General features: G+C 44.8%; 13 protein-coding genes. 11 read left to right on the forward strand and 2 right to left on the reverse strand.

Annotated features, from left to right (window positions below):
- The first annotated feature begins 13 nt into the window (after nucleotides 1-13).
- The 5 genes from ACH3Y6_RS06665 (at nucleotide 14) to ACH3Y6_RS06685 (ending at nucleotide 8106) form a co-directional block, all read left to right on the forward strand.
- Entirely contained in the window at nucleotides 14-1384 is a 1371-nt protein-coding gene (locus ACH3Y6_RS06665) for a 3-keto-disaccharide hydrolase (protein ID WP_490834820.1), read from the forward strand.
- Between the two features lie 7 nt (nucleotides 1385-1391).
- On the forward strand, nucleotides 1392-3710 hold the full coding sequence (locus ACH3Y6_RS06670) for a family 78 glycoside hydrolase catalytic domain (RefSeq protein WP_490834821.1): 2319 nt from the start codon (nucleotides 1392-1394) through the stop codon (nucleotides 3708-3710).
- Nucleotides 3711-3716: 6 nt separating this feature from the next.
- A complete protein-coding gene (locus ACH3Y6_RS06675) occupies nucleotides 3717-5990 on the forward strand; it encodes a GH92 family glycosyl hydrolase (RefSeq protein WP_490834822.1) in 2274 nt (757 codons plus the stop codon).
- A 40-nt stretch (nucleotides 5991-6030) separates the two neighbouring features.
- Entirely contained in the window at nucleotides 6031-7356 is a 1326-nt protein-coding gene (locus ACH3Y6_RS06680) for a Gfo/Idh/MocA family protein (RefSeq protein ID WP_490834823.1), read from the forward strand.
- A 123-nt stretch (nucleotides 7357-7479) separates the two neighbouring features.
- Nucleotides 7480-8106: a peptidylprolyl isomerase gene (locus ACH3Y6_RS06685; RefSeq protein ID WP_490834824.1), complete on the forward strand. Its 627-nt coding sequence runs from the start codon at nucleotides 7480-7482 to the stop codon at nucleotides 8104-8106.
- Nucleotides 8107-8349: 243 nt separating this feature from the next.
- Here ACH3Y6_RS06685 and ACH3Y6_RS06690 read toward each other — a convergent pair whose 3' ends face one another.
- Both ACH3Y6_RS06690 and ACH3Y6_RS06695 read right to left on the reverse strand, forming a co-directional pair.
- A complete protein-coding gene (locus ACH3Y6_RS06690; protein ID WP_490834825.1) occupies nucleotides 8350-9750 on the reverse strand; it encodes a cbb3-type cytochrome c oxidase subunit I in 1401 nt (466 codons plus the stop codon).
- The gene (locus ACH3Y6_RS06695; RefSeq protein ID WP_490834826.1) at nucleotides 9731-10021 is read right to left on the reverse strand and encodes a c-type cytochrome; all 291 of its coding nucleotides are present in this window, start codon (nucleotides 10019-10021) and stop codon (nucleotides 9731-9733) included. The genes ACH3Y6_RS06690 and ACH3Y6_RS06695 overlap by 20 nt, the downstream gene beginning before the upstream one ends.
- A 179-nt stretch (nucleotides 10022-10200) precedes the next feature.
- Here ACH3Y6_RS06695 and ACH3Y6_RS06700 point away from each other — a divergent pair, with 179 nt between their 5' ends.
- The 6 genes from ACH3Y6_RS06700 to ACH3Y6_RS06725 are packed head-to-tail and all read left to right on the forward strand — an operon-like array spanning nucleotide 10201 to nucleotide 15339.
- Nucleotides 10201-12507 (forward strand): nitric-oxide reductase large subunit, encoded by a 2307-nt coding sequence (locus tag ACH3Y6_RS06700; RefSeq protein ID WP_490834827.1) that lies wholly within the window; start codon nucleotides 10201-10203, stop codon nucleotides 12505-12507.
- Between the two features lie 60 nt (nucleotides 12508-12567).
- Nucleotides 12568-12957 carry a putative zinc-binding protein gene (locus tag ACH3Y6_RS06705; protein WP_490834828.1) on the forward strand — a complete coding sequence of 130 codons (390 nt, stop codon included), beginning with the start codon at nucleotides 12568-12570 and terminating at the stop codon, nucleotides 12955-12957.
- A 4-nt stretch (nucleotides 12958-12961) separates the two neighbouring features.
- Nucleotides 12962-13459 carry an acyl-CoA thioesterase gene (locus ACH3Y6_RS06710; protein WP_490834829.1) on the forward strand — a complete coding sequence of 166 codons (498 nt, stop codon included), beginning with the start codon at nucleotides 12962-12964 and terminating at the stop codon, nucleotides 13457-13459.
- Nucleotides 13456-14703 (forward strand): U32 family peptidase, encoded by a 1248-nt coding sequence (locus tag ACH3Y6_RS06715; RefSeq protein WP_490834830.1) that lies wholly within the window; start codon nucleotides 13456-13458, stop codon nucleotides 14701-14703. Before ACH3Y6_RS06710 ends, ACH3Y6_RS06715 begins: the two co-directional genes overlap by 4 nt.
- Nucleotides 14696-14917 (forward strand): ferredoxin, encoded by a 222-nt coding sequence (locus ACH3Y6_RS06720; protein WP_490834831.1) that lies wholly within the window; start codon nucleotides 14696-14698, stop codon nucleotides 14915-14917. Before ACH3Y6_RS06715 ends, ACH3Y6_RS06720 begins: the two co-directional genes overlap by 8 nt.
- Nucleotides 14914-15339, forward strand: a complete 426-nt coding sequence (locus ACH3Y6_RS06725; RefSeq protein WP_490834832.1) for a hypothetical protein — start codon at nucleotides 14914-14916, stop codon at nucleotides 15337-15339. The genes ACH3Y6_RS06720 and ACH3Y6_RS06725 overlap by 4 nt, the downstream gene beginning before the upstream one ends.
- The last annotated feature ends 72 nt before the right edge of the window (nucleotides 15340-15411 follow it).

Genomic DNA, 15411 nt, shown 5'->3' on the forward strand with positions numbered 1-15411 from the left:
AAAAGATTGCAATATGAAGCGTATACATAAAACCATCACCATGAAAAAACAAAGCATCCTCATCCTCCTGTTGCTGGTGACTTCCGGCATATGGGCACAAAACAACGGATGGAAAAATCTGTTCGACGGAAAAACACTGAAAGGCTGGCATCAGCTGAATGGCAAAGCAAAATATAAAGTAGTGAATGGGACCATCATTGGTTCTACTGTGAAAGGAGAGCCCAATTCCTTTCTGGCAACTGATGAGGAATATGGAGATTTTATCCTGGAATTGGATCTGAAAGTAGGTAATATGAATTCGGGAATCCAGATCAGGAGTTTATCGAAACCGGAATACAATAATGGCCGTGTACATGGTTATCAGGTAGAGATCGATCCTTCAGACAGGGCATGGTCGGGCGGAATCTACGACGAGGCCCGAAGAGGTTGGATGTATCAGACAGAAATGAACCCTGCTGCAAAAAAAGCATTTAAAAAAGAGGGGTGGAATCATTACCGCATAGAAGCTATCGGCCCTGTATTCAGGACCTGGGTGAATGATGTGCCGGTTACTTATATGGTAGATGATATGACTCTGAAAGGATTCATTGCCCTACAGGTCCATGCCGTAAAAGGTGAGGGTGGTGAAAGTATCCAATGGAAGAACATACGCATACAAACCGGCGCTGCCATGAAACCCAGACCATTGGACCTCTCTACTCCAGTAGCCAACTATACCTTAAACACATTGACGCTGCAGGAACAGGGCCAGGGTTTTCAGCTTTTGTTCAATGGCAAGGACCTTGCCGGCTGGAGAGCTATAGGTAAACAGGCCCCTCCCGAACAGGGATGGGTGGTTGAAGATGGCGTACTGCATATTTTACCAAGTGATAATACAGGTAGTAAATATGGCGATCTGGTTTCGGTAAATCAATACAAGGCATTTGAACTGAACTTTGATTTTAAATTGACCGAAGGCGCCAATTCGGGTGTTAAGTATTTTGTAGCCGAAGCGTTTCAGAATGCAGGCCTTGGCCTGGAATACCAGATACTGGATGACGCTCACCATCCCGATGCCAAAATGGGTACAGAAGGTAACCGTACATTGGCTAGTCTGTATGATCTTATCCCTTCGAATAAAGTAGATCCCCGTTTTCAGAAAAAAATCGGAGAATGGAATCAGGGAAAAATTGTTGTGTATCCGAACAAACTGGTTCAGCACTGGCTGAATGGGTTTAAGGTGGTGGAATATGAGAAGGATAGTAATATTTATAAAGTATTGCTGGCACATAGCAAATATGCGAAGAACAAGGATTTTGCCAAGATGGACCAGACCCCGATCCTGTTGCAGGACCATAATAATTCCGTGTACTTCAGGAATATCAAGATCAGAGAGATCAAATAATGCATATATGCAGTGCGAGAGAAAAATTTTCAGGCAGTTTGGTTTCAGGTCAGTAGGCGAAAGCTTACTGGCCTTTTTTATATGTATACTTACCACAGGTTCTGTATATGCACAATCTGCCCTGCAACCATACAGGTTAAGGACTGACCTGTTATTACATACAGATAAGGTATGGGAAAACGGACTGCCGGTACATACCAGCCTGGCTCTTGCACAAAAAGAACAGGCATACCAGTATCCTATCGTTCGTACGGCACAACCCTTGTTGCAATGGGAGCTGCCGGCTGCATTGCATACTACCACCGCTTACCGGGTGCAGGTGGCTTCTGCTGTTGAACTGCTACAGTCCGGTAAACCAGATCTTTGGGATTCGCAGAAAATAGTTTCTGCTGCAACCCAAACCAGGTATTACGGTAAATTACTGTTGCCCGGAACCATTTATTACTGGAGGGTACAGGTATGGGGGCCGGGAAAAACCGTATCTGATTTTTCTGCTGTCAGCTCTTTTGTATACCAGGCTGCAGATTCCGTAGAACTTTTTTCACATTATCCTGTAACGACAGAGATACAGCAACCTGTTAGCTGGCACAAAAAAGAAGATGACAGTTATTTCTTTGATTTCGGCAAAGCGGCATTCGGACAGGTGCAATTACGCTTGACCAGTCAGAAAGATGATTCAGTTTGGATTGAAGTTGCAGAAGCCCTGCAATCACCCTCGAACCTGCTTAAGAACGGGGGTAATATCCGTTATGCCAAACGCGGTTTGTTTGTGAAACAAGGGACACACGATTATACCTTATTGTGGCCCGCAGATGCCAAGCGCAACGCACGAAACCCTGTTCAAATGCCCGCTTATATCGGCGAAGTGTTTCCTTTCCGCTATGTCAGTATTCAGCATTTGCCGGGTACCCTTACAGCTGCTGCTGTTACCCGAAAAGCGGTGTTTTATCCTTTTGATGAAACGGCGACAGACTTTGTAAGCAGCGATACCGTGTTGAATCAGGTGTGGGAACTCTGTAAATATTCCATGAAGGCAACGAGTTTTGCCGGGTACTATGTGGATGGTGACAGGGAACGGCTTCCTTATGAGGCTGATGCGCTGATCAACCAGTTGTCGCATTATGCCGTGGATGCTGAATACAGTCTTGCCAGGCGCACTATGGCTTACCTGTTGTTTCATCCTACCTGGCCTACGGAGTGGAGTCTGCAGAACATCCTGTTGGCATGGAATGATTACCTGTATACCGGCGATGACCGTTTTATCCGTGACTATTATCCGGAATTACAGAAGAAGATGCTGATGCCACTGGCAGCGCCAAACGGGCTGATCAGTACAACGGCTAAATTTCAGGATGATGATTTTCTGCGATCTATACACATCTCTAAAATATTCGATGGCAAACGCGGGTTAAAAGATATTGTTGACTGGCCGCAACGCGGTAATTATATCGGTCCGGAAAAAGAATACGGTGGCGAAACAGATGGTTTTGTATTTACGGATTACAATGCCGTGGTCAATGCATTCTATTACCGTACATTGGTATTGATGCAACACATAGCGCTGGCGGTTGGTAAAGAAGCGGATGCAGCGAATTACCTGGCCAAAGCAAAAGCGCATTATCGTTCCTTTCAACAAGTATTTCGTGATCCGGTCACCGGTCTCATCAGGGATGGGGATACAACTTCTCACACATCCCTTCATGGCAACATGTTTGCACTGGCATTTGGATTGATACCCGATCAGGATATACCTGCAGTGACCAGTTTTATCAAATCGCGCAAAATGGCCTGCAGCGTATACGGATCACAGTTTTTGCTGGATGCTTTGTATGAAGCGGGAGAGCAGGATTATGCATTATCCTTACTTACAGCCACTACTGAAAGAAGCTGGTACCATATGATCCGGCTGGGTTCTACGGTTACTTTGGAAGCATGGGATAAGGCATACAAACCTAATCTCGACTGGAACCATGCCTGGGGGGCTGCGCCGGCCAATATTATCGTACGAAGGCTGATGGGCGTAACACCTTTGACGCCCGGATCGGATACGATCCGCATACAACCTCAGGTTGGTTCTCTACGTTTTGCCAGACTGCGAACCAGGACCATCAAGGGAGAAGTAGCGGTAGCTTTTCAAAGAAGTAAAGACGCTGATCAGTATGATATCAATATTCCCGGCGGCACATCTGCGGAACTATTACTACCGGTTACAAGAGACAATAAAAGAGTCTTGCTGAATGGAAGGCTTATATCACCCACCGTTTCCAAAGATCATTACCGTTTCCCAATACTTGCTTCCGGTAAATACCAGATCCTTTTACAATAAATGAATATGCGGAAAATATATTACTGGTTTTTATCTTTCTGTATTTGTGTCTCGGCGCAGGCCCAAACTTCTTTCCAGCCGGAAGAAATGGTGAACCCGTTGATGGGAACAGATTCAAAATACAGTTTTTCCAACGGCAATACTTACCCCGCTATCACCCTACCATGGGGGATGAATTGCTGGACAGCACAGACTGGTACCAATGGGTATGGCTGGCAATACACTTATGCCGCCGATAAGATCCGTGGATTCAAACAAACCCATCAACCTTCACCCTGGATGGGAGATTACGGGCAGTTCTCCATTATGCCCATGACGGGAAAACTGCAGGTGAACGAAGAAAAAAGAGCCAGTTGGTTCTCGCATAAGGCAGAAACCGCCAAACCTTATTATTACAACGTGTACCTGGCCGATCATGATGTACTAACAGAAATAACACCTACGGAACGTTGTGCCATGTTCAGGCTCACTTTCCCCAGATCCGACAGTTCTTTTTTGTTGGTAGATGCATTCGACAGGGGATCTTATCTGAGAATCATCCCGGAACAGAACAAGATCATGGGGTATACCACCCGTAACCGGGGAGGCGTGCCTGTCAATTTCAAGAACTATTTTGTGATCTATTCAGATAAACCATTTGCCATCACTTATGTGGTTGATGACAGTCTGCTGATACCCGGTAAAAACGAGATCAGCAGCACGCATGCACAGGCAGTGGTAGGCTTCTCTACCCAAAAAGGGGAACAGGTGCATCTCCGTATCGCATCCTCCTTCATATCTTACGAACAGGCTGAGCGCAATCTGCAGCAGGAAGTGGCGCAACAGAACTTCAACCAGGTATCACTCAAAGCCAAGCAGGCCTGGAATACCGAACTCTCAAGGATCAAAATAGAAGGAGGTAGCGAAGAACAACAAAAAACATTTTATTCCTGCCTGTACAGGATGCTGCAATTTCCCCGGAAATTCTATGAGTACGATGAACATGGCCGTGTAGTGCATTATAGTCCATATAACGGAAATATAGACACGGGGTATCTTTTTACAGATACCGGTTTCTGGGATACTTTCCGCTCTTTGTTCCCGTTTCTCACACTTATGTATCCCGAACTGGAATCACGGATACTGCAGGGTTTAGCCAATACCTACCGGGAAAGTGGCTGGTTACCCGAATGGGCCAGTCCGGGACATCGCAGAACCATGATCGGCAGTAATTCCGCTTCAGTGATATCGGATGCCTATCTCAAAGGTATCCGTGGTTATGATATGGATATTCTGTATGAAGCATTGATGAAGAATACAGAGAATGTGGGTCCAATAAATACGCTCGGCAGGGATGGAGTGCAGGAATACAATCGGCTGGGATATGTTCCGGCAGATATATATGGAGGCAGTGCCGCCAAGACATTAGAGTTCGCGTATGCCGATTTTTGCCTGTACCGTATTAACCTTGCACTAAAGAAACCCAAAGATGTGGTGGCAAGGTTTGCCGGCAGACTGGCAAACTATAAAAATCTTTTTGATCCCAACTATAAATTAATGCGTGGCCGTAATAAGGATGGCAGTTTTCAAAATGGGTTCAACCCCCTGAAATGGGGTGGTGAATTCGTGGAGGGGAACGCCTGGCACTACAGCTGGAGTGTTTTTCATGATTTTGCCGGGTTATCGAAATTAATGGGTGGCGATCGTGTTATGGAGCAGATGCTTGATAGTGTATTTGATCAGCGGCCCGTATTTGACGGTTCTGCTTATCGGGGTGGCGTGATACACGAAATGACGGAAATGCAGGTGATGAATATGGGTCAGTATGCGCATGGCAACCAGCCTATTCAACACATGATCTACATCTATAATTATTGCGGGGCTCCCTGGAAAGCGCAATACCGGGTCAGGGATGTGATGCAGAAACTATACAGACCAACAGCTGATGGGTATTGTGGCGACGAAGACAATGGTCAAACCAGTGCCTGGTACGTATTCAGTTCCCTGGGATTTTATCCGGTATGTCCCGGAACCAACCAATACGTGATCGGATCACCCTTGTTTACCAAAGCCACATTACAATTAGCCAATGGTAAAAAATTTGTTATATCAGCACCGGAGAACAGCTATAAAAACCTGTATATTCAATCAGCAGATCTGCGTGGGATAGCATATGCCAAAAACTACCTGGAACATGCGGATATTAGGAAGGGAGGGGTATTACATTTCAGGATGGGTAATAAACCTGCTGTCAACAGGGGTATTGCAAAAGCAGCAAGACCGTATTCATTTTCAGACTAACAACACTCTACAACCATTTCGATAACATTAAACAGCCCGTATGAAAAAAGAAAAAAATAATTCCGTCTCACGGAGAGACTTTGTTGGAACAACAGCCAAAGCTTTGGCCGGTTTCATGATTGTGCCAAGATATGTATTGGGAGGAAAGAGTCAGTCAGGTATGTTGTATACACCTCCCAGTGATATCATCAACCTGGGTTTGATAGGTGGAGGCAAACAAGGTAAGATACTTTCTTCTTATTTTTTGAGAACAGAGCAGATCCGTTTTGTAGCATTGAGTGAAGTGTACCAGGCAAAAGCAGAACTCACATTGGAGAAGATCAAATCTGAATATGCCAAAAATCCCAAATACGGAACTTATGCAGAGATACCTGTCTATAACGATTTCCGGGAATTGCTGGCAAGAAAGGATGTGGATGCGGTAGTGATAGCCACCCCCGACCACTGGCATGCTGCAATGGCTGTACGTGCTGCAGAAGCCGGTAAGGATATCTACTGCGAAAAACCCCTGGCACTTACCGTAAAGGAGGGACGAGCCATGGTCAATGCCGCCCGTAAATACGATAGGGTCTTCCAGACAGGAAGTATGCAGCGTTCCTGGCCTGAGTTCAGACAAGCGGCGGAACTGATCCGTAATGGGTATATCGGTGATATCAAATCCATTAAAGTAAATGTAGGCCCTCCACCGGTAGCTTATGACCTTCCGGCAGAACCCATACCGGATGGACTGGATTGGGTAAAATGGCTGGGACCTAACGCACCTGTGGCTTTTAATGCAGAACTGGCACCACCGGTCAGTAAAGATGTATATCCTAACTGGAGAAATTACAGGGAGTTTGGAGGCGGTATGGTAACTGATTGGGGTGCGCACATGTTCGATATTGTCCAGTGGGCATTGGGTATGGATAACAGCGGGCCGGTTGAAGTGACGGCGCCTGATGGAAAGGAACATCTTTTTCTTACATACCGTTATGCCAATGGTATAACCATGACGCATGAAAAATGGGACTGGAACAATGCCATCCATTTCCTGGGTTCAAAAGGAGAACTGAAAGTGCAGCGCGGGAAACTGCAAACCACGCCAGCTTCGCTGAAAGACAAGGGTATTGGTGAAAATGAGAAACATGTTTACAAGAGCGAAGATCACTATAAGGATTTCCTGAGCGCTATGCGGCTTCGCAGTAAACCTATCTGCGATGTAGAGATCGGTCATCGCACGGCTTCTGTTTGTAATATCGGTAATATCGCTTACCGACTGAACCGAAAACTCAAATGGGACCCTGTAGCAGAAACGTTTCAAAACGATCCCGAAGCGAATGCTTTACTGGGCAGACCCATGTTGAATGAATGGGCGATCCAATTATAAGCAGTTTTACTGATTAATGCGAACCGTGCCTTTGTACCCTGGTGTGAAAAAATTCATGCCAGGGGACAAGGGCACTTTTGATATGGAGCGAATGTGTAATTTCAGGTAAAAGATACCTGTCTCATGAGATACCTCCTTTTCTTTAGTCTATGTCTCCTGACCATCGCTTGCCAGCGCCCGATGTTCCGTGAAAAATGGCTTCGGGAAAAGGCTCCGGAGCATTTTAGTGTACTGTTTGAAACATCCCATGGAAATGTTGAAGCGGATTTTACGCGCCAATGGTCACCCCTTGCTGTAGACAGGTTGTATGTCCAGATAAAACACCGGTATTATGACCATACTTTGTTTTATCGCATACGCCCCAATTATGTAGCTCAGTTAGGTGGTGATGATTCGCTGAAACAGGCGAAATGGAACTTGGTAAAAATACCCGATGAGCCTGTTTTACAGCCCAATGAAAGAGGAACCATCAGTTTTGCCAGAAGTGGCAAAGAAAGCAGGGGTAATGACCTGTTCATCAATCTGCGGAATAACGCTCCCCGTTTGGATACGCTTACGGTATTGGGTGTAAGGGGTTATCCCGTCCTGGGTAAAGTAACCAGCGGTATGGATGTGGTGGACAGCCTCTATGCCGGTTATGGTGATAGCGTATTTACTCACTATGAACTTTTGCTTCGAAATAAGCAGGCATTTCTGCAACAATATCCACTGCTGGACGCTGTCAAAAGAGTACGCCTGATCAGGAAATGATTGCCAGGTAATGCAATACAAAATCACTTTCACCGGTTTAAATGACAGTTTACCGATACCGGCTTGTTAATAACCAGAAAAGCAGTTTCCTTTTGTCGGACTTTCCTGTTGTCAATAGTTGTTTATACTTATAACCCGACCAGCTGCAGTTCTCTGTAAATTTCAATCTCACCAAAAAGAACCGGAAAATCAGTCTGCCGGCAAGTGAAATGGCAGAGAAAGAGTTTTAGCAGATATGGGCAATTACTCTATGCTGAAATGTGTTGCGGAGAAATACCGCTTGCGTTGCTTTTTTTCGGCATTGTTTGTAAAATAACAGACCCATTGGTTTCGCAGTAACGGGTATACCACCATCAGGATACCGCATAACAGGCTTGTTCCGGAAACAAAGAACAATACAAAAAATGGGCGTAGCTGCTGCATCATGCTTTGAAATACTTCCTGCTCCTGACTCATTTGCCACCTGGCTTTCAGTACACCGGCTCCGATCAGGCTCAGCCAGAATACCAGTAATGAGATATTGGCCACCCAATAACCGCGCCTGAAGAGTTTTTGGAAGGGTTCAAACGACTGGCAGGTATCGTTCAGCAGATCAAATGAAATGGCCAGCAGGATAAAACTGTTGATGCCGATGGTTGCTCCCATGGTGTGGGCTACGGTAATATGTGTGCCGTGTGTATATACGTTAATGGCGGGTACGGACATTGCAATAGCCAATATCAATGTCAGGAATATCCACAGGTCAGCAGCTGCTAAGAACCGGTAACTGATGTGGTAGAAATTCTTTCTGGCTTCTGTAAGCGATGCTCTCCATAAATAAATAATCCTGCCCAGGATAAACAGTTCTGTCATACTCACTGCATAACTGATATGTTTGATAAAGGTATGTGTAGGTAAGGTATAAATATGGTGCCCCCAGTTGAACATGAGATTGAATAAGCCTGTGAAGTATAATATGAAAGCCATTTTTGAATAGCTGTATTTCTTATGGTTGTTAATCTTATCCATTAGAAAAATACTACTGCCATACAACAGCATATTCCAGGATCCTACCATTGATCCGTATGATTTCCATTGAATCGTCATATCTGTGATCACATGATTTCTGAAATAGGGGAATACCCATAAATATGATTCCAGGAAGGTGAAGAGAAAGAAAATAATGCCGGTTAACCACATCCATACATATACAGGTTGATTTTTCAGGCTGCCTGCGGATCTCAGGAAATTGATGAGGAATAAAATCCAGCCGATTGTGATCGGTAATGACAGCAAAGGGTGGAACTCCCAATATTCCCTTCCACCGAATATTCCTGCACAATAGGAGACAAGTATCAGCATAACGCTAACAACAAAAAGTAGAAACTGGATCTTCAACAGCTTTACCGATGAGATTTTCCTTCCTGTATGCTGTTGCAGATAGGATAATACGGCACCCATGGCGCCCAGGATGATCCAGAACACTACTGATGATACATGTAAGGGTCTTATTTTTTCAAAGGATAAATACGTTTTCAGCAATCCTGGCATCAGGTATTGCAGTCCGCCCGTTACACCCCATGCCATTCCTGTAACCAGTAATAATAAGGCTGTCAGACTGAATAATCCGGGTATATCAGGTTGTTTACTGTTGAATGGTTCCATCTGGTTGGATTGTATAACTTCTTGGATCGGATGAGCCTGATGCATCAACCTGTTGCAGGTACGCTGTCAAAGCGCTGATCTCATCATCTGATAAATGAAAGGTGGGCATGGTGGCGGTTCCATTGGCCAGGAATACTTTAATATAGGCTGCTCCTTTTTGGGAATAAGTATTGGTAAGATCGGGACCCAGGTAACCACCCAGACCATATACCTGGTGACAAGCCACACAATTGTACTGCTGCCATGCCAGTTTGCCCTTGTTTGCCAGCACGGAAGCCGTTTGATTTTTTTGCGGGGGATTTAAGTAAATGGAAAAAGAATACAGTAAAAAGCTGATTATCAATAAAGAAAGAACAGCGATCTTTTGCCTTTCTGCGAACATGGGGAGGTGTTAAAATAATTAAGGATAAAATTATCCTTTATTATTATATTCGCCAATAAATTTTAGATATGGCAAATAAAAACTTCATTGCCTATTTACTTAATCCCAAAAACTGGTGGCTTCCATTACTGGTAATTTTTGTGATCAGTATTACAGGCGTAACTATGATTGGTGTGCATACGTACACAGAAGCGCCGCCCATTCCTTCTTTTGTAACAGGTGGCAACAAAACTGTGTTTTCAAAAGAAGAGATCCTGGATGGGCAGGCTGTATTTCAGAAATACGCGTTGATGGAATATGGAAGCATGTTTGGTGATGGTGCTAACCGCGGACCGGATTATACGGCCGAGGCCTTACACCTGGTGTCACAATACATGAACGATTATTATGCAGCCCATATGATAACAGACTCCAATGCTTCTCTGTTACAACAGGGAGCAAAGGAGCAGGTAAAAGCCGAGATCAAAATCAATCGGTATCAAAAAGAAACAAACAAGGTATTACTGACCGATGCACAGGTATACGCAACCGGTGAACTGGTAAAATATTATGATCGGAAATTCACTGATAAAAGTTTTCCCGGCGCTTTTAAACCTAGCGGATACCTTACGGATAAAACATCTTTAAGAGCGCTGACGGCATTTTTCTTCTGGGGATCCTGGGTTTGCGGAGTAGAACGTCCTGGTGAAACCTATAGTTATACCCATAACTGGCCTTACGATCCGGCAGCTGGCAATACACCCAGTCCGGCCATCATACTCTGGAGTATCATCGGTTCTTTGGGCCTCATATTCGGATTGGGCATTGTTTTGTATTACCATGGCAAACTGGAAAAGCTGGATGATGAAGCCTATACCAAAAACAGCCAGCCCTTCATGACCAGTGGGGAGATCGCCAGATTTCAACCGGATGCGGTGCAGCGGGCAACCTATAAATATTTCTTTGTCGCAATTCTTTTGTTTGCAGTGCAGGTACTGGCAGGTATTTTAACCGTACACGATTTTGTGGGCTTCGTTTCATATTTCGGTTTTGATATTTCAGAACCACTGCCTATCACAATAACCCGAAGCTGGCATGTACAATTGTCGCTCCTCTGGATATCGGCCTGCTGGATAGGGGCTTCCTTTTTTATGATGTCCCTGGTTTCGCCTCAGCAATCACGCAGACAGGTTTCCCGGATCAACCTGATTTTTTGGCTTACGGTACTTTTGGTAGGCGGATCATTCACGGGAATATTACTGGGGCCACATGGTTTAATCGGTAAAAACTGGTACTGGCTGGGTCACCAGGGATGGGAATATGTGGAGATCGGAAAACTCTGGCAGGTCATCCTGGGTGTGGTCTTCATCATCTGGGCCGTTACCATTTACCAGGGTATAAAACCTGTCATGAAACTGAAACAGCCCTGGGCATTGCCCAATTGGTTGGTTTATGCCACATTCAGTATCATCCTGTTGCTCATTTCAGGATTCATTGCTACACCAAAAACCAATTTTGTGATCGCCGATTTCTGGCGCTGGATGGTGGTACATATGTGGGCAGAAGCTTTTTTCGAAGTGTTCACTACCGTACTCATCGGTTATTTTATGGTGGTGATGGGATTGGTGAGTAAACAGGCCGTTATCCGGGTCATCTATCTTGCAACTTTATTATTCCTTGGCTCTGGCCTTCTGGGCATCTCACACAATTTTTACTGGAATGCGAAACCCGTATTTACCATGGCACTGGGTTCTGTATTTTCCACCTTACAGGTAATTCCGCTGGTATTGCTTACACTGGAAGCCTGGCGTTTCAGCAAACTGCCACAGTTATTGGAAAATGGCAGTGGTATTTCCGGTGATGCTGGTAAACGTTTTGGTTTTTCCGAAGTATTCCTATTCTTGGTAGCAGTTAATTTCTGGAACTTTTTTGGAGCGGGAGTACTCGGTTTTATCATCAACCTGCCAATAGCGAATTATTATGAACATGGTACGTATTTAACGGTGAACCACGGGCATGCCGCATTGATGGGGGTATATGGAAACCTGGCCCTTGCAGCCGTTTTGTTTTGTTGTCAGCTGATCACTAAATCTGAGCGGTGGAACCCGCGATTATTGCGTACTGCTTTCTGGTCTATTAATGTAGGGTTACTGCTGATGGTATTTCTCGATCTTTTTCCTGCAGGCATTTACCAGTTCAATACGGTGACCGAAAAAGGTTTGTGGTTTGCCAGGAGTGAGGTCTTTATCGGAAGTAAAGGGTTCCAGACACTGACCTGGTTACGTATCATTGGAGGAGCCTTGTTTACAGTAGGTGGTGTTATACCATTGGTATGGTTTGTTACCAGGTTGGGTAGCGGTTTAAAAGAAAAGCCCGTAGCAGCCATAAGCAATTGATAAATGAATGATACAATAGCGGTTTCAGAAAACGAAACCCGTAATGTGAAACAGAATCTTATGAAAATGAAACAAGATGAGTTACCCCTGGTCTATTCCTGTTCCGGTTGTTCCAGTGCTGCACAAATGGCCAATGATATTGCTGTTCAGTTAGACAGGATGGGTATTGCAGAAATGTCGTGTATTGCCGGAGTGGGTGGTAATGTGAAAAGCCTGGTGCGAACGGCATTGTCGGGAAGAAAGATCGTAGTCATAGATGGATGCCCGCTGGCATGTGCCAAAGCCTGTCTGCGTAATCATTCGGTAGAGCCGGACACACATTACGATCTCTCTGCACTGGGGGTAAGTAAAAGAAAACACGAAGATTTTGATCAACAACAGGCAAGCCAGATTACATCATTGATTAAGAAAGAAATCGAAATGATCATTGCTGAACCTTCTGCTATCTGATAATATGAAACAAATAAAAACAAAACCGCCTTCGGCCTCTGTCATCACCAAAACGGAAGTGGTTTGTCCCAATGATACCAACCCAATGGGTATTTTACAGGGAGGCCGCCTGGTAGAATGGATGGATATTGCAGCGGCGGTATGTGCACAGACCCATGCCGATAAGATCTGTGTTACAGCCGCAATTAACCAGGTAGTATTCAATTCCGCTGCCAATGTGGGTGATATTGTAACCATTCATGCAAAAGTTACCCGGGCTTTTACCAGTTCCATGGAGATTCAGGCTCAGGCATATGCGCGTAAGGTATTAAAAGCCAAAAAATACCTGATCAGTGAAGCTTATTTTCATTTTGTGGCCTTGGATAAAAAAGGAAAAGTGAGCAGTGTGATCGGTGTGCGTCCGGTAACAGCAGAAGAAAAAGAAGCCTATACATCTGCCCAGGTAAGAAAAGAAACTCTGTTGGCATTACAAAGTAAAAAGAAGCACAAAAAATCTGTATGAAGCAAAGAACTGTAGAGGTATTGGCGCCGGCGGGTTCATTCGAAAGTTTGCAGGCCGCTTTTAATGCGGGAGCCGATTCCATTTATTTCGGCGTGGAGCAACTGAATATGCGTAGTCGCTCTGCCAACGCATTTGCCATTAGCGATATTAAGAAGATAGTAGCAGCTTGCGGGAAACACCATTGTAAAGCATACCTTACTTTAAACACGGTGATGTATGAACACGATATGCAGTTACTCCGATCCATTTTGAAGGAAGCTAAGAAACACGGCGTAGACGCGGTCATTGCCGCTGATTTTTCGGTCATCGAATATTGTCAGCAGCTGCAGATACCCTTGCATATTTCAACGCAGGCCAATATCAGCAATATTGAGTCTGTACAGTTTTTTGCACGTTTTGCGGATGTGGTGGTATTGGCCAGAGAACTCACTCTGAAGCAGGTGGCAAATATTATCAGTGAGATAAAAAGGAAAAAGATCCTAGGACCCTCAGGAGAGCTGGTAAAAGTGGAGATCTTTGTACATGGTGCTTTGTGTATGGCCGTTTCGGGGAAATGTTATATCAGCCTGCACCAGCAGAATGCATCCGCCAACCGGGGAGCTTGTGTGCAGAACTGCCGCAGGTCCTATCTTGTGAAAGACGCAGAAACTGGCGAGGAGCTGATGATCGAAAACGAATACATCATGTCGCCCAAAGACCTTTGCACCATTGAAATACTGGACCAGGTAATCGCAGCCGGAGTGGCAGTTTTAAAAATTGAAGGCCGTCCCAAAGGACCGGATTATGTGCAAACTGTGACACGCTGTTACCGGGAAGCGGCAGACGCTGTTGCCCAGGGTAAATTTACGCAGGCGAAAGCCGCTGACTGGAAAGCAGAGATGGAAAAAGTATATAACCGTGGATTCTGGGAAGGCTATTATCTCGGCAGAAAAACGGGTGAATGGGCAACCGGAGCCGGATCTGCCGCTACCGAAAAGAAAATATACATCGGTAAAGGATCACGTTATTATCCGAGAAAAAAAGTGGGAGAATTCCTGGTAGAATCCGGAACCTTACAGGTGGGAGATACCTTACTGGTAACGGGGCCTGCCTGTGGCATGGTAAAAGAGCAGGTAGAAACACTATATGTCAACGGTGAAGAGGCTGAGAAAGCCGTAAAGGGGGATAAAATCACATTGCTGTTTGATACCAAGGTAACACCCAATGATAAATTATACAAGATTGTAAATGCTACCCATGCCTAAGATCATTCATTATAGGAATAAGTGTATCGGGTGCGGCGTGTGTTATGAACAACAGCCGGAATTCTGGCGCATGTCGAAGAAGGATGGTAAGGCAACTTTGTTAAGAAGTACAGATAAGAAAGGAGTTTTTATGATAAACATCACCGGTGCGGCCCTGTTGCAATCAGGAGATGTGGCCAAAGCCTGCCCGGTAAAAATTATTAAGATCGTATGACAGATCATATCGACAAATTTATTTCGCAACAAACAGCTGCCAGTATTTGTTGCATTGGTGAAAAGGGTATGCCTTATTGTTTCAGCTGTTTTTATGCATACAATAGTAAAGACCATCTCCTGTATTACAAATCTTCAGCAGATACGCGCCATTCAAATTATCTTCTCGCAAATCCACATGTTGCCGGAACCATATTGCCCGATAAATTGCAGAAACTACTGGTAAGAGGTGCGCAGTTTGAAGGAGTATTGTTACCCGAAGATGATATACTTTCAAAAAATGGAGCTGCCCAATATTATTTACAGAACCCAATGGCCGTGGCAGTGCCTGGAATTGTGTGGACAATCCGGATCGATCATATCAAAATGACAGACAGTAGCCTCGGTTTTGGTAAGAAGATTTTCTGGCAACGGGAACACTGATAGCGCTCTTCACACACAGACTTTTGTGGAAGAATAACTGCCGAATTTATTACATGTTTTTAACGGTAAACA

The organism is Sediminibacterium sp. FW305-C-269, from assembly GCF_058231045.1.

Bases quoted from the DNA above. Each gene is read 5' to 3' on its own strand.
- ACH3Y6_RS06665 (WP_490834820.1), top strand. From the start codon at position 14: ATGAAGCGTATACATAAAACCATCACCATGAAAAAACAAAGCATCCTC.
- ACH3Y6_RS06670 (WP_490834821.1), top strand. From the start codon at position 1,392: ATGCAGTGCGAGAGAAAAATTTTCAGGCAGTTTGGTTTCAGGTCAGTA.
- ACH3Y6_RS06675 (WP_490834822.1), top strand. From the start codon at position 3,717: ATGCGGAAAATATATTACTGGTTTTTATCTTTCTGTATTTGTGTCTCG.
- ACH3Y6_RS06680 (WP_490834823.1), top strand. From the start codon at position 6,031: ATGAAAAAAGAAAAAAATAATTCCGTCTCACGGAGAGACTTTGTTGGA.
- ACH3Y6_RS06685 (WP_490834824.1), top strand. From the start codon at position 7,480: ATGAGATACCTCCTTTTCTTTAGTCTATGTCTCCTGACCATCGCTTGC.
- ACH3Y6_RS06690 (WP_490834825.1), bottom strand. From the start codon at position 9,750: ATGGAACCATTCAACAGTAAACAACCTGATATACCCGGATTATTCAGT.
- ACH3Y6_RS06700 (WP_490834827.1), top strand. From the start codon at position 10,201: ATGGCAAATAAAAACTTCATTGCCTATTTACTTAATCCCAAAAACTGG.
- ACH3Y6_RS06705 (WP_490834828.1), top strand. From the start codon at position 12,568: ATGAAAATGAAACAAGATGAGTTACCCCTGGTCTATTCCTGTTCCGGT.
- ACH3Y6_RS06710 (WP_490834829.1), top strand. From the start codon at position 12,962: ATGAAACAAATAAAAACAAAACCGCCTTCGGCCTCTGTCATCACCAAA.
- ACH3Y6_RS06715 (WP_490834830.1), top strand. From the start codon at position 13,456: ATGAAGCAAAGAACTGTAGAGGTATTGGCGCCGGCGGGTTCATTCGAA.
- ACH3Y6_RS06720 (WP_490834831.1), top strand. From the start codon at position 14,696: ATGCCTAAGATCATTCATTATAGGAATAAGTGTATCGGGTGCGGCGTG.
- ACH3Y6_RS06725 (WP_490834832.1), top strand. From the start codon at position 14,914: ATGACAGATCATATCGACAAATTTATTTCGCAACAAACAGCTGCCAGT.